We start from the raw sequence: 15165 nt of genomic DNA on the forward strand, positions 1-15165 counted from the left end.
CATTACCAAATTGTAAAATATGTTATAATGATTACTGTTTAGAGGATATATTATTAAATATATTGAAGGAGTTATTGCTATGTCACTTGCGTATTACTCACCTGTTAGTTCTCAAAAAAATGCCAATAGAATTCTACTTATTCAAAATTCTGAGGGAAAGCTTTTTTTCAGGCTTGATACGGTTGTATTTCCTCTTTTTTGTACAAAATGTCATGCAGACCAATCTCATCTATATGTTCATATGAGCTCTCGTAATAAATTAGTGGGTACCACTATATGTGAAAAATGCCATGAACCCATCACTGTACAGGATACTGGAGATATGGTCGAATCCATACTGATCAATGACGAGCTTATTGATTTTAGAAAGCTATATCTTCTTGATGAACATTATATAGAAGAACTCGATCAAAAATTTTCTGGAGCAATGACTAAAGTTCTATTAAAGAATTATCAGAAATCATCAGTTAATTCTATAACTATAAATGAATTGGTTCAAAAAGGATTCGAAGCCACTTCTGTCATGATTGATTCCAGCATGAGATTTGAAACAGATGAAAGACTACCTTTTCTTCCATCAGAAATTCATCAATGGATAGAGTTTTTGTATAGGTGCAATATATCTCTTCCTGAAAATGTCAAAATAATCAGAAAAGGAAATGAATTAGAATCTCTTAAATCTTCCGGCATTTGGAGCTTAAATCATCCTGACGAAATAAGCAAAAGATTCAAGAAAAAAAGTTTCCCTGTATTTTCAAAAAAAATTTTGAAAAAAGTATAAAGTTTTTCAAAATCACGTCGATATATGAAGTATCAATGGAAGGACTCCTCCCCCAAATACAACCCTTTCCTTCCATAGTCCTCTTTTTAACCCTGCAGCCCTCCCATCTGCAGGGTTTTCTTCTGTATAAAACAATAAGCAGTAACAATTACTTAAACTTTTAGTCAAATTTCACTTGACATGAGCCTTATTTTTTGCTATTGTAGCCTCTACGGGAAAGTCATGCCAATTCAGGCGATGTTCTCAAAATGCACTATAACCGTTATATTGTTTAGTTATTTACTGTTATATATTTCTAAATTTTTAGTCACAAAGGAATCGACAATAATGAGAGAAAAGTACGAAACACTTAACCTTGTTGATTTAAAAGAGATTGCAAAAGCAAGAGGTTTAAAAAGCGTATCTGCGATGAAAAAAGCTGATTTAATCGACCGTTTATGTAATCTTGATGCAAAAGAAAGCTCATCAAGGGAAAAAACAAGCCATCCGGCAGGTAGAACACCTAAAAACAGGAAGCTGAATGATACTATTCCAGCAAATGTTCCATCTACAAATCCTGCTGCTTCGAAAGCATTACCAAGCTATTCTACGCGAACAAGCAAAGCGACTACTGCTTCTGATTCACCTTCACAAAGTAATCATTCTAAAACCGGTTCTCGTCGAATCATAATGGTTTCAAATCAGTCTTCAAGAAGAGATACAAATCATTCTGCATCTAGATACCCGATATCAAACCAGCAGAATTACAATCCTTCTTCAGCATCTGCAAATCGTTTTAGAAACAATGATAATTATAAAAATATCGATAGTTTCAAGAACAATGATACAACCTTTGATATTTCCAGGCAGGATACTATTACTAATGAAAATAATAGTTTAGACAGTTTTAAGCAGGACAACGAGAGAATTGACAATTCCAAAGTTGATTTTTCCAGAAATGATTACGATAGAACAAACATTTCCAAAAATGATTATTTAAAAAGCGACATCTACAAATCTGATACAGTAAAAAATGATGGTGAGAAAACTTCTATTCCTTCTGAAAATCTTACAGATGAGAATTCTGTTCAAGTAAGCGGTATTTTACAGATAATGCCTGATGGTTATGGATTCATTCGTGACGCTAACTATGAAAGCGGTGCTAACGATATTTATGTTGCTCCAGTAATTATAAAGAAATTTTCGCTTAGAAAAGGTGATATTCTTGCTGGAAGAGCAGCTATTAAAACACAAAACGAAAAATTCGCACCTCTTCTTCGCCTTGATTTTATAAATGGTTACACTCCTGATGTTGCTGTAAAACGTTTTGAATTCAGAAAAATGACACCTATCTTTCCAAATGAACGCCTCACTCTAGAAAGATCAGGTGGTTCAGTTGCAATGAGAATAATGGATCTTATTGCACCAATTGGAAAAGGTCAGCGAGGAATGATTGTTTCTCCACCAAAAGCTGGTAAAACAACTCTTCTTAAAGAAGTAGCCAAATCAATCAAGACAAGTTACCCTGAAATTCATCTTATTATTCTTCTTATAGATGAAAGACCAGAAGAAGTTACAGATATAAAAGAATCTCTTCTTGGACCAAATGTTGAAGTAATTCACTCGACTTTCGATGAAGGCGCTGACCATCACGTACACGTTGCAGAAATGACTTTAGAGCACGCACAAAGACTTGTTGAGCATCAAAAAGATGTATTTATATTAATTGATTCCATTACACGTTTAACAAGAGCTTATAACCAAACAATTTCACCTTCAGGCCGTACTCTCTCAGGTGGTCTCGATCCTGCTGCACTACATATGCCTAAACGTTTTTTTGGTGCTGCAAGAAATATGCGTGAAGGTGGAAGTCTTACAATTCTTGCTACTGCACTTATTGAGACTGGTTCTAAAATGGACGATGTTGTATACGAAGAATTCAAAGGAACTGGTAATATGGAAGTTATTCTCGATAGAAAACTTCAGGAAAAGAGAATATTCCCTGCTATCAATATTTCCAAGTCATCCACAAGAAGGGAAGATCTTCTCCTTACTTCTTCTGAACTTGATGCAGTTAACTATATGAGAAAAGGCTTTAACAGTTTGAAGGCTGACGAAGCTGTAGACCAAATTTTATCTATGTTTTCACAAACAAGAAGTAACAGAGATTTTATACACCTTATGGAAAAGAAAATGCTATTCTGATATCAATATCTAAGCATCAAAAAACTCCACTTTTCAATTTTCATGAAAAGTGGAGTTTTTCGATGCCTAAAAATTCTACAAGAAACAATGAAAGAACATTTATTCTTAAAGAAAATTTATTTAGCACGTGAAGTTTTGTAGCTAGCAGTAGTTTTCTTAGGATGATGCTTCTGCTTATCTGTTCCATACGCTACAGCACCATAACGTCCTGCATACGGTGGAAAGAACTGCTGATTCATCAACTTATTCAAAATGTCTACTGCATTTTTGCTATTAGGCTCTCCCATGTTATAATCTCCTCCCATGAGTGAAACCATTTCAAAAGCGAAAATCATCGTCCCCACGAATCATATAACAACGCCTTTGAAAACAAACTTGTACACTAGAAATAATAGAATAATTCACGTTTCTTTACAAGTTCGAATTATCGTTCATCAATGCACTTCATTTAGTTGTGTCAAATACACATATTTATTCATAATGATGAATCAATACTAAAATGAATTTCTTTTTCAAAATAAACGACATGGTTTCTATAATAATTTTAATCAAATTTAGTGTTAAGTTTTCGAAAACAAATCCGATATTAAAAGTAGCAATACTCTTTTCATACATACTTTGGAAGGGTCTCCTCCCCCAACTATAACATTACCCTTCCCTAGTAATCACTCAAGCGCCATGAGCACCCCTCTCATGGCGCCTTCTCGTTTACAAATGCTTTAAAACACTTTTTCATTAATATCTTTGACATAGTTTTTCTTATCCTGCAAATCAGTACTTAGTTCTTTTTGCCATATTTTACTGCATAAGCTGTTATTGCTGCTACAGTCTTTGAATCCTTTATTTCAAAATTATAAACCTTATCTAGTAATTCATCTAACGTATAAATTTCAACATTTATATCTTCACCCTGATCTAGTATCTGTCCGCTTTGAGCTTTTTGACAATCTTTTGCAAGATAAATATCAAGCCATTCATTGCAGTACGCAACTGCAACCTGTACTCTTAAAAGGTGAGAAAAATCATTAGAAGTATATCCCGTTTCCTCTGTTAGCTCTCTTTTAGCGCATACTAGTGTGTCCTTATCTTCTTTTTCAATACCTCCTGCCGGTATTTCCAAAATCACTTCATCAACAGCAGGTCTAAATTGTCTTACAAGAACTATTCTACCATCAGGAAGTACTGGAATCACGCATGCACCATAACCTCTCTTATGGTGTACATAATCCCATTCATGCATGCTTCCATCTGGATACTCCATTATATCTTTATATAAATCTACAACTTCTCCCTCAAACGCTATTCTTCTTCCAAGTCGTTTTAATTTACTATTCATTATTTTCCTCATCTTTCTATAAAAATAATTTTATTTTTTATTTCTCGCACATTATGTTAATATATAGGTTAGCTTATTTCAGCTGAAATATTTTTTAAAGGAGCAGTATATGGGCATTGTTGTATTCGGAGCAACTTTTGTGGATATCAAAGGATATCCTATTACACAATATATTGAAGGAGGACGCAACGTAGGTCGCGTCTGCACCGTACACGGAGGTGTTTCTCGTAACGTAGCTGAAGACATTGCTAATGTTGAGCTCAGGCCAACATTTATCAGTGTAGTCGATGATAACGGTACTGGTCAAGATGTAATTGACAAACTTAATCGTCATATGATTAATACATCTTATATTCGCAAAGTCCCCGGTGGTCTTGGCACATGGCTTGCAGTATTTAATAATCAAGGTGATGTAGTAGCATCAATTTCTCAGCGTCCTGACTTATCTGAAATTAGAAACATCTTAAAAGAAAAAGGCGATGAAATCATCTCTCAATCAGACAGTATAGTTGTCGAAATTGATATGGATTCCGATATCTTAAAAAAAATCTTTGAGCTTGCTGATAAATATAATAAAAAAGTGTATGCAGTAGTTTCAAATATGTCTATCGCTATGGAAAGAAGAGATCTTCTTGCAAGAACAGCCTGCGTTGTTTGCAATCAGCAAGAGGCAGGGCTACTCTACTCTGAGGATTATTCAGGATATACTCCTGAGCAGATGCAAAAAGTAATAGAAGCAAAAGTCAAAACTACAAGAATATACAATATGGTTGTTACAATGGGCCACCAAGGCGCTGTATATGCTTCTCTTAACGGGGAATCCGGTTTCTGTCCGCCAAGAAGTGTTGTAGTAATGGATACAACCGGCGCTGGAGATTCATTCTTTGCTGGTGTAGCCATCGGTCTTACCTATGGAAAAACACTTGGTCAGTCCTGCGAAATTGGAACCAGACTTGCCGCATCAGTTATTGCAACAAAAGAAAACGTATGTCCAAGATTCCTTCCTGAAGAATTTGGTCTCGATGTAAAAATAACTGATTTAGATATTTAATTAAATAAGTGCGTATAGGAAGCTTTCCGCCTCTTATACGCACCTTTTTAATTTTTATCTATAAGGATTATCAATCATCAATCCTCATTTTTGGTAGCTGTTTCAACTACTACTGGATTCTCTGCATCAAACTTAACATTTCTATCTGTCTTAGCATAGATTGTATTAGCCTGCATTACATCTTTTAAGTCAAATCCGGTTGTTTCTTTAACAGATTCAATTGTCTTTGCCAAAACGCCTGGAACATATCCGCCCATTGAAGTTACACCATTAACACCTTCGGATGAGCTTCCTCCATCAATAATAGTAATCTTATCAATAGCTGAAAGTGGCTGTGCGATAGCCTTAGCCATCTCAGGAAGTTTCTCAACTACCATCTGAGTCATAGCTGCCTGACCGTACTTCTTAAGCGCTTCCGCCTTCTTATCCATTGCTGCTGCTTCTGCTTCACCTTTTGCTTTGATTGCTTCTGCTTCTGCTATACCTTTTGCCTTTGTAGCTGCAGCTTCTGCTTCACCGGCTACTCTAATAGCCTCTGCAGCTTTCTGCTGCTCAGCAAGTTTTGCCTCTGCTTCTGCAATTCTCTTATACTTCTCAGCATCTGCAGCCTGCTGTGTCTGGAACTTGTTAGCTTCTGCCTGCTGCTGAACACGATATCTTTCAGCATCAGCCTGCTTACGAATAGATGCATTGAGCTGTTGTTCCTGAACTGCAGCTTCCTGCTCTTTAATTTCAACTTCTTTTTGCTGCTTTGCAATCTGAGCTTCGGCAGTTTTTATTTCGATAGTCTTCATCTGTTCCTGCTTCTGAATTTCATAAGCAGCATCAGCCTCAGCTTTCTTTGTATCAGCCTGAACTTTAAGATCAGCCTGCTTAATCTGAAGTTCATTATTCTTTGTGGCTATAACTGTTTCTGCAGTAACTCTTGCATCATTTGCTTCCTGCTTTGCAATTGCCTGAGCAACAGCAATTTCTTTTTCTGCATTAGCCCTGGAGATTTCTGCATTTTTACGTATTGCAACTGTATTTGCAATACCAAGGTTATCAATAACACCAAGTCCTGCATCATCAATATTCTGAATATTGAAAGAAACGATTTCAAGTCCCATTTTAGCCATATCTACGGCTGCGTTTTCTTGAACCTTTGTTGCGAATGTTTTTCTGTCATTCATGATATCTACAAGTCTCATAGAACCAATAATTTCACGAAGATTACCTTCAAGAACATTAACAACCATTGAATTAATATATTTGCTATCCTTATTAAGGAAGTTCTCTGCTGCATGCTGAATCATTTCCGGATTAGCACTTATCTTTACTGTTGCAACTGAGTCAACCATGATATTAATATAATCAAGAGTAGGAATTGTCTTTGATGTCTTAACATCAACAGCTAACATTTTAAGTGATAAGCGGTCTGTTCTCTGCAAAAAAGGAATTTTAACTGACGAACGACCATTTATAATCTTAGGAGTTCGTCTAAGACCTGAGATGATGATAATCTCATCGGTAGGAGCTTTAACATATCCCATTGCAATAATAATAAGTATTAAAACAACTGCAATTATAGGAATAATAGATACAACTGTCATGTCTGGCATAATAATACCCCCTTCAATTCAACTGGCAATATAGATTTTTAATAATTGACTCGCCCTTATCAATTACATTTGTAATTATACTAATTCGTTACGTATTTAACAATAATAAAAGGTGTATTTCATCCTAAAAAAAATACATTTTATCAGTAAAACATTTTTTATTTTTTTCGTATTATTTCAAAAAGCATTTTAGTAAAATTCAATTGCAAAATTTATGGAGAATCGAAAATCAACGCAATATAGTTTATTTATCCTCATTAAAATGTTATTATATAAATAGATATATTCATTCTATATCCAATGAGAACAAACTCATTATTGAACTACATATAAAAAACGTTAATTCCTTATATTGGAGGTTATTCATGGACAATGGAACAATCAATTCACCATTAAAAAAAGGTTATATCATGATTCGTGAAAGCTATCAGCGTGAGGGTGAAACATATGCAGATTTATCTGAATACTGCCAGGAAGATATGTTCATTTATTCCAGATTAAAGGAGTGCTTTTTGTATGAGTACAATGGTTCTCCATGTCGCTTATTCGAAGTAGAAGTAATCGACGAAATAGAAAAAGACTCAGACAGTAGAAAAGACCGATATTACACAAATAAAGTCCGCATTATTCATGAAATTCCTCGAGAAAGACTTTTAAATGAATTAAATGTAGGACTTAACTGCAACGGATTCCTGAATTCTGGTGATGATAATATTGGTGACAGTAATTCAGGATATGGTAATCTTGGAAGCAAGAATTCCGGGTCGTTTAATATTGGAGAAAAGAATGCCGGCTCTTTTAATTCAGGCAACAATAATGTTGGAGAAGGTAACGTTGGGCACTTTAACTCTGGTGAACACAATCAGGGTAATAACAATGCAGGTTGTTATAACAATGGCGATTTTAATGCTGGTGATTTCAATGCTGGTAATTATAATTCTGGATCGTTTTGCACAGGCGAAACTCCTTTTATGCTATTTAATCAACCATCACCAATCACACGAGAAGAATGGATGAATTCAGATGCGCGTAATATCTTGATGCTTATGCCGAAGAAATCTACCAAATGGAATAACGATATCGGTTGCGCAGAGAAAGAGTATCAGCAATCACCTGCTTTTGGAATGAATGATGGCAATAATGAAATCTCTGTTCCTTCGTATGATAAATTCCCTAGACAAGAGTGGTGGGATAAGTTACCAGAAGAAAAAAAGCAGATAATATATGACATTCCAGGGTTTGACATTGAGATTTTCGAGCAATGTACCGGCATTCTGGTTTCCGGAAACGATTAATTAAGGTAAAATCTACCTTTTAGAGCATTGTGAAATTTTCACAAACTTTTTATACTTATTTTGTTAAAATTCAATTATCAAGCTATTTCTCCGGAAAAATATTGACGAGTGTTTTTCCGGAGACTTTTTTATGACGTTTTTTCGGACATTTTAGCATAATGATGTGATAGAATACTAATTGTAGAAAACACGAAACAATCAAAAGGGGGCAACGTCATGTGCGCATGGAGGAATGTAGATTCACTCACACAGCATGCTATTGTAGATGCAGTGAATCAGCATAAAGAGCAATGTAAGACCTGGAACTACGGAAGAATTCAGAAGTATTGGCTTGATAAGGACATGGATAATCAGACAATTTTGTGCATCCAGTACGAAAACGGTACTACTTTCCGCTATCATCGTAACGGCAAAGAAATGAGCCTTTGTGGCTAACTAATGTCGTTTCATTCTTATAGGAATTACATCTACACTCTTATTATTTTACAAGATTCAAATCGGACAAGCTGATGCTTGTCCGATTTTTCGTTAACTATACTTTATTGTTTTATGCAATCCGTTTTGCTGTTTGTATATTTCGTCGCAGACACGCTTTCGCTTGATTATAAACGTAATGGTACATAAGGTTCTAAAATACAGAACCTAAGTAAATGCGGCATAATTTAAACACTTTTAAATTATGTCGTCTGCCGTAGGCAGATTTAAAGGCATTATTTATGCCTTTAAACCCCAGACCAACGTTTATATACAGTTCTGCTCATGAAATATTACAAGCCAGCAAAACTCATTTATCAAATATAAGTAACAATAACCTATAGTTTTTTGTTTTCATCAGGAAAATCAAGAAAATAAATCATAGCCTTTCAATATAAACAAGAAGAGTACCATCAGCTACCCCTATTTCTGCTTCTTTGTCTGGAACAAACTCATTACTAACTCCTATTGGAAAATCTTCGGTAATTGTTCCATTTTCCATTTCATAAGAAAGCCCTTTCAAATAAACACCTTTTGCCTTTTGACCCATAGCAAAAACAGATACTCTTCCAGTCAATCCCTTGTTTAGCGTTATAATCTCATTTTCAACAACAGTTAACATCTTATTGGAATCAATTATTTTTCCATTTCCGCCATGTCTTTTGATATACAACAGACTTTGAAGGTTTGCAAGTGTATGATCTAATCTATCTCCGCCAAGAGCGCCAAATATTTTAAAATCTGTATATCCCTTCTCAAATCCTTTTTTTATCGCTGTAAGCGTATCAGTATCATCTTTTCGAACATTAAGTTTAATAACACTGTCCGGATCATCGTTATAAAACGAACTAAGAAGCCTCAAATCTTCCTCGTTTTCTCCAAGAGAATCGAAATCTCCTATTATTAAATCAGGAAAACTATAAAGTTTCAAAACATGTTTTAAACCTGCATCACAGGCTATTAATAAATCACCCTGCTTTTTATTTATTCCAAATTCAGAAAAATCCCCAGCAGATACAATAATACAAGTTCCTTTTTCCATCAAACTTACTCCTCTATTAATTCAAGCTTTTCTCCTGCCCATCTATTAACAATAGTACGTTCCACTCTACCATTTGAATGTGAAATAATTCTTGTTAAAGTAAATACACCTTCATACTTCTCCTGTGATTTTTCTTTTGCATCACTACTTGAAGAACTTCCACTAGCAGAATTTTCACTTTCCGTAGTTACTTTTGTATTTTTCTTACGTCTATTCTTCCTGTTTGTTTTTGAATTATTTTCAGTATTATCCTGATTAGTCTTTAACCTATAATCACAGCTTAGTATATATTTCACTTCAAAATCATGCTTATCATTAACAGGTGGAAGATAACTTACTGTAATCTGTCCTGATTCAGGAATTTCTACCTCTAAACTATTAGATGTACCGGCCTTGCTGCTTTTGTCAACAGACGACTTAGCTTTTTGAGCATTTCTCAAAACAGAAGAGCTACTAAGTTCAACTGACATAACCCCAAGATGCCCACTTAAATTCTTCTCATCAACAAACTGATATGTCCATACATTATCTGTATTAAGCTTAACAACAATTCCATTACCACTAAATTTCTGATCATGGCTTAGAACAAGATAATTATCTTCTCCTTGTTCTAATTCACTCTTTAACTTAATTACATCACCTTTCAAAACAAAAGGAATCAATGCACTTACATCCTTTTCAGAAAGCTTCTTATATAATGACGAAAAAAACTTATTCTTATCAGCTGCATCATTTAAGCATCCTTCAAGAGAAGAAAGCGTCGAGTTCTCTCCAAGACTCTTCTGTGCCTGTTCTAGAATGCTAGCGTAATCTTTGCAATTATCTAAATCAACCCATAACGTTGTGCCTTCTGGAATCATATATTTTTGGATAACCGCTTTAAATTCTTCTGATGGACTTGCATCATAAAGATTCAGCATTGCATCAACAGCATCTGCATATTTGTCAAAAGAAGACTTTGTTCCATTAAAGCTCCAGAATACAACATTTTCTCCATCCTGATTTTGTTCTACCATATATCTATCATACATGGTATTCAAAAGTCCAATTGCATTCGCATTATTTGGGCTAAGTTTTAACACTTCCACAACATCATTAACATTGTCAAATGTTCCAGAATTATTCTCAATATTAGTCATTATGTTATTAAGTCTAACTGTAACATAATTTTCAAGAAGTCCTTGATTGTGTGTACTCTGCCATCCTGCATATAATGTCTTTTCAACTTCTTTATTGTCTCCAAGACTTACATAGCAATTAGCCATTTTCTGATATGCCACAAGTGATGAACCGTCTTGAGCAAGTGCTTTCTTATAATTTTCCACAGCTTTTTGATAATCGCCTGAGCTTTCAGCTGCTTCTGCAATAGTTAATGCCCTTGCAACTCTTACAGAAGTCATATTCTGGTATAGCATAAATGCTCCAGTAAGGATAGCTACAGCGAGTACTACTACAAGTATTCTTTCTATTAAATCAAACTTATTCCAGAACTTTTGCTTTCTTTCAAGTTCCTCAGTAACCTGCATACGTATGTCTTCAACACTTTCATTGTACAAAGCATCTATGCTACTTGATGAACTCTTATTTTGAAAATGTTCTTCCGAATTAACCTCTTTCACAACTTCAACTGTAGGCTTTTTCAGAACCTTTGTTTCAGATTCTTTTGGCTCTATTTTATTATCTGTTTTAAATCCTTTTGTCATTTTACTTCTGACATCCTTTTCGTTTGACTTCTTATTATCCAAAGTAGCCTTCTTTGTCTTTTCAACAATTTCAGAAGACGCTACACGTGTCTGGCTCTTTTCGTTTGCATTTGATATTTTGTGTTCGCTATTTTTTATTAGAATATTTTCCTTATTATCTACCGAATCATTCAAAGTATGCTCGACATTTTTACCTGTTTCGCTGCTGTAAATATTTTGAACATTTTTATTATCTGCAACCTTTGATGTTCCAATACTTGCAGCCTTCCCATGATTTGGTATGTTTACATTTTTCTTTACTGTATTCACCACATAATTTGAATTCTTTACATTATTTTTTGCTGAAGCATTCCCATGATTAGAATTATTTATATTATTTTTGGCCGAATTCACCACCACATGATTTGAACTTTTTATGCTCTTTTTTGATGAATTTACCCCTTTATTAGAATAAACATTTGCTTTTCTTTTTGAATTATTAGTCCTCTTTGACTTTTGGTTTGCCATATCTTACTCCATATTGTGTTATATATTAGTCATGCCCTATAACGTTATCGAATTATTCATTAGTTTTCCCATTTCATAAATCGAATCATATACAGCATCTGGCTTAATTTTACTTCTTTCAATATCTTCAATTTTAGTCTCGCCGCTTAGTACAAGCACGCCATTCGCACCATTATTAACTCCTATAGCTACATCAGTATATAATCTGTCACCTACAAAAGTTATATCTTTTTTATTATATCCTGTTCTTTCAACAATCATATCCAGTGTTTCTTTGAAAGGTTTGCCTACATACTTTGGATTAACTCCGGTAGATGACGATATAGCTGCACATATTGCCCCACAATCTGGTATAAATCCTCCTTCAACAGGACAATTAATATCCATATGTGTTGCTAAAAATTCTGCTCCATTTCTAATAAATGTACAGGCTTTAGTAAGCTTTTCATAAGTTAATGTCTTATCAAAGCTTGCTACCACTATATCTGGTTCTTCATCTGTAAGTTCTATGCCTTCATCTTCAAAACTTTCAATAAGAGGTCTTGTTCCAAGTAAATAAACCTTTTTATCAGGATACTTGTTTTTTAGAAAAGATATCATAACATCACCGGAAGTTAAAATTTTATCTCTCGAAATAACACATCCCATTTTTCCAAGCTTCTCAATATATGCTTCCGGACGTGTAGATGCATTATTTGTAAAGAAAATAAAGTCTTTACTCTTCTTTTTTACAATATCTATAAATGACAATGCCCCATCTAGAATTCTATCCCCAAGATAAAATGTTCCATCCATATCAAGAACAAACATTTTTGTCTTCTGTAATAAATCAATTCTATCCATCATTACATTCCTCAAAAATCTTTAGTTATTTATCATCCTGTCTCCATACTATTTTTATCATCACTAATGTTTCTAAAAACAGTAACAGTAATTATTTTAGCACTCTCGATATAGTATGTCACATAAAAATTTTATTATATTTTTTTATCAACAAAAAATCCATATCTTATGTTTTTGCACATAAAATACGGATTTTTTGATATCACTAGACTAAACTATAGTTTTATTCGCCGTCTTTATGAAATTTTCCATCAGCACCGCGAGTTTTTATCGCTACACCTCCAAAAAAGCGATCCTCACTTCTCTCGACTCTCATTCCTCTACGCTCTCTTGAAGAAAGGCGTCCTTCTTTAGTTTTAGTTTTATCTAAAACCTTACCAAATCCACGGTTCTTTTCAACACGTCTTTCTTTTCCCCTTCTGTCAGAATCACGATTTTCACGTTTTTTATCTTCTACGCGACCAAAACGTTTTGCTCCATGGTCCTTTCCAAGACGTTCTTTATCACCAAATCGGTCTCTGTCACCGAAACGTTTCCTATCTCGACCGCCTCTACGCTCTTTACCATCTCTATCAAAACGGCCTCTTCCTTCTTTATCAAAACGGCCTCTTCCTTCTCTTCCAGATCTTGAACCCATACGACCTCTGTCACGATGACGATTTCTACGCTCATCCTCAATTTTGAGATCTTCAAGATCATCTCCCATCTTGAGACGCATAAATCCAGCTGCAAGCTGTTCAGCTGTGTATTCACCCTCTTCAATCTTCTGCATTACAAAGTTAAGAGTTGAATCAATGTTTCCATTCTCAAGAACATCAATAACCTCAGCAAAAATCTTCTGAGATTTTGCTCTTGTAATATCTTTTGCAGATGGTACTTTACGTTCTTCAATCTTGGTATGACAAATTCTCTCAATATCACGAAGTTTATACATTTCACGACCGCTTACAAGAGTAAAAGATCTTCCACTCTTACCTGCACGACCTGTTCTACCAATTCTGTGTACGTAGTACTCAATATCTTCAGGAATATCAAAGTTAAATACACAGTCTACACCACTAACATCTATTCCTCTTGCAGCAACATCAGTTGCGATAAGAATATTGATAGTACCTTTTCTGAAAGTATTCATAACCATATCTCTCTGATTCTGAGAAAGATCTCCATGAAGACCATCTGCTTCATATCCCTTGTCCTTAAGCTTTGTAGCAAGCTCATCAACCATTCTCTTTGTATTGGCAAAAATAAGAGAACGCTTTGGCTGATAAAAATCAATAAGTCTGCAAAGAACTTCAAACTTAATATTTCGAGGAATTACAAAGTAACTCTGTTCAATAGACTTAGTAGTAATTTCCTTTGGAGTCATACGAATGTATTCTGCATCAGATTTCTGATACTGTCTTGTAATCTCTAAAATTGGCTTAGGCATTGTAGCAGAAAAAAGTGCTGTCTGGCGTTCTTCCGGCATTCCCTGAAGAATTGTCTCGATATCATCACGGAATCCCATATCAAGCATTTCATCTGCTTCGTCAAGAACCAAAGTCTTAACAGTCTCCATCTTCATTGTATGACGACGCATATGATCCATTACTCGTCCTGGTGTACCAACTACAATCTGAACTCCACCAGATAATGCTCTAATCTGACGCATAATATCTTGACCGCCATATACTGACAAAACCTTTATTCCATGCATATATTTTGCAAAATCACGAATATCATCAGCTGCCTGCATTGCAAGTTCTCTTGTTGGACAAAGGATAACTGCCTGAAGCTCCTTCTTTGAAGAATCAACTCTTTCAAGCACTGGGATACCAAATGCAGCAGTCTTTCCTGTACCAGTCTGAGCCTGTCCGATGATATCACGACCAGACATCATAACAGGGATAGCAGCCTCCTGAATAGGCGACATATATTCAAATCCCATCTCGGAAACTGCTCTTAAAATACGTTCATCCAATCCGGATTCATCATAACGACGTCTCTTTTCTTCTTTATCTTCAGTTTCTTCTGAAACTTCTGCCTTAGCATTCTCTTCTATGCAATTTTTTTTCTCAAAAGTTTCTTTAGAACCACAATTTTCCATTTTTTCAGCCTTTACTAACTCTTCAGCCTCTGACTTTTCTACCTTATCTACGCTTTTTCCAAATGCTTTTGCAACAAAACTATCTGTTGAATCTATTTCCATATCTTTCTCTATCGTATTCTCACGCTTTGACTCGTTATATTTCTTATAACCCTTACGTTCATCTCTATGATGAAATATATCTGTATCCATTGTAAAAATTTCGAGATCTTCTAAAATATCGCTCATTATAATTAAACCTTTCTTCTCAGAAAAAAAGACA

12 protein-coding genes are annotated in these 15165 nt (G+C 34.8%); 5 read left to right on the forward strand and 7 right to left on the reverse strand.

Annotated features, from left to right (window positions below; genetic code table 11):
- The first annotated feature begins 79 nt into the window (after nucleotides 1–79).
- On the forward strand, nucleotides 80–781 hold the full coding sequence (locus tag G634_RS0116340) for a hypothetical protein (RefSeq protein ID WP_026506165.1): 702 nt from the start codon (nucleotides 80–82) through the stop codon (nucleotides 779–781).
- Between the two features lie 327 nt (nucleotides 782–1108).
- Nucleotides 1109–2965 (forward strand): transcription termination factor Rho, encoded by a 1857-nt coding sequence (rho, locus tag G634_RS0116345; protein ID WP_026506166.1) that lies wholly within the window; start codon nucleotides 1109–1111, stop codon nucleotides 2963–2965.
- 116 nt (nucleotides 2966–3081) lie between these two features.
- Here the strand turns inward: rho and G634_RS21300 are convergent, their stop codons facing one another.
- Both G634_RS21300 and G634_RS0116360 read right to left on the reverse strand, forming a co-directional pair.
- Nucleotides 3082–3252 (reverse strand): hypothetical protein, encoded by a 171-nt coding sequence (locus G634_RS21300; RefSeq protein WP_155830619.1) that lies wholly within the window; start codon nucleotides 3250–3252, stop codon nucleotides 3082–3084.
- A gap of 491 nt (nucleotides 3253–3743) precedes the next feature.
- Nucleotides 3744–4301, reverse strand: coding sequence for an NUDIX hydrolase (locus tag G634_RS0116360; protein ID WP_026506167.1), 558 nt, complete (start codon nucleotides 4299–4301; stop codon nucleotides 3744–3746).
- Between the two features lie 109 nt (nucleotides 4302–4410).
- Here G634_RS0116360 and G634_RS0116365 point away from each other — a divergent pair, with 109 nt between their 5' ends.
- Nucleotides 4411–5352: a carbohydrate kinase family protein gene (locus G634_RS0116365; RefSeq protein WP_026506168.1), complete on the forward strand. Its 942-nt coding sequence runs from the start codon at nucleotides 4411–4413 to the stop codon at nucleotides 5350–5352.
- Nucleotides 5353–5429: 77 nt separating this feature from the next.
- On the opposite strand, the gene G634_RS19770 is transcribed toward G634_RS0116365, so the two are convergent.
- Nucleotides 5430–6953 carry a flotillin family protein gene (locus tag G634_RS19770; protein ID WP_051234200.1) on the reverse strand — a complete coding sequence of 508 codons (1524 nt, stop codon included), beginning with the start codon at nucleotides 6951–6953 and terminating at the stop codon, nucleotides 5430–5432.
- Between the two features lie 365 nt (nucleotides 6954–7318).
- Here G634_RS19770 and G634_RS0116375 point away from each other — a divergent pair, with 365 nt between their 5' ends.
- Nucleotides 7319–8248 (forward strand): pentapeptide repeat-containing protein, encoded by a 930-nt coding sequence (locus tag G634_RS0116375; RefSeq protein ID WP_026506169.1) that lies wholly within the window; start codon nucleotides 7319–7321, stop codon nucleotides 8246–8248.
- A gap of 216 nt (nucleotides 8249–8464) precedes the next feature.
- Nucleotides 8465–8683, forward strand: a complete 219-nt coding sequence (locus tag G634_RS0116380) for a hypothetical protein (protein WP_026506170.1) — start codon at nucleotides 8465–8467, stop codon at nucleotides 8681–8683.
- Between the two features lie 418 nt (nucleotides 8684–9101).
- On the opposite strand, the gene G634_RS0116385 is transcribed toward G634_RS0116380, so the two are convergent.
- The 4 genes from G634_RS0116385 to G634_RS19775 all read right to left on the reverse strand — a co-directional run bounded on the left by G634_RS0116385 (nucleotide 9102) and on the right by G634_RS19775 (nucleotide 15131).
- Complete coding sequence (locus G634_RS0116385) at nucleotides 9102–9764, reverse strand: thiamine diphosphokinase (RefSeq protein WP_035800551.1); 663 nt, start codon at nucleotides 9762–9764, stop codon at nucleotides 9102–9104.
- 5 nt (nucleotides 9765–9769) lie between these two features.
- Nucleotides 9770–11974, reverse strand: a complete 2205-nt coding sequence (locus G634_RS0116390; protein WP_026506172.1) for a tetratricopeptide repeat protein — start codon at nucleotides 11972–11974, stop codon at nucleotides 9770–9772.
- 36 nt (nucleotides 11975–12010) lie between these two features.
- Nucleotides 12011–12820 carry an HAD-IIA family hydrolase gene (locus G634_RS0116395; RefSeq protein ID WP_026506173.1) on the reverse strand — a complete coding sequence of 270 codons (810 nt, stop codon included), beginning with the start codon at nucleotides 12818–12820 and terminating at the stop codon, nucleotides 12011–12013.
- 220 nt (nucleotides 12821–13040) lie between these two features.
- The gene (locus G634_RS19775) at nucleotides 13041–15131 is read right to left on the reverse strand and encodes a DEAD/DEAH box helicase (RefSeq protein ID WP_242826836.1); all 2091 of its coding nucleotides are present in this window, start codon (nucleotides 15129–15131) and stop codon (nucleotides 13041–13043) included.
- Nucleotides 15132–15165: the final 34 nt, after the last annotated feature.

The organism is Butyrivibrio sp. NC3005, assembly GCF_000424545.1.
Classification (GTDB): domain Bacteria; phylum Bacillota; class Clostridia; order Lachnospirales; family Lachnospiraceae; genus Butyrivibrio.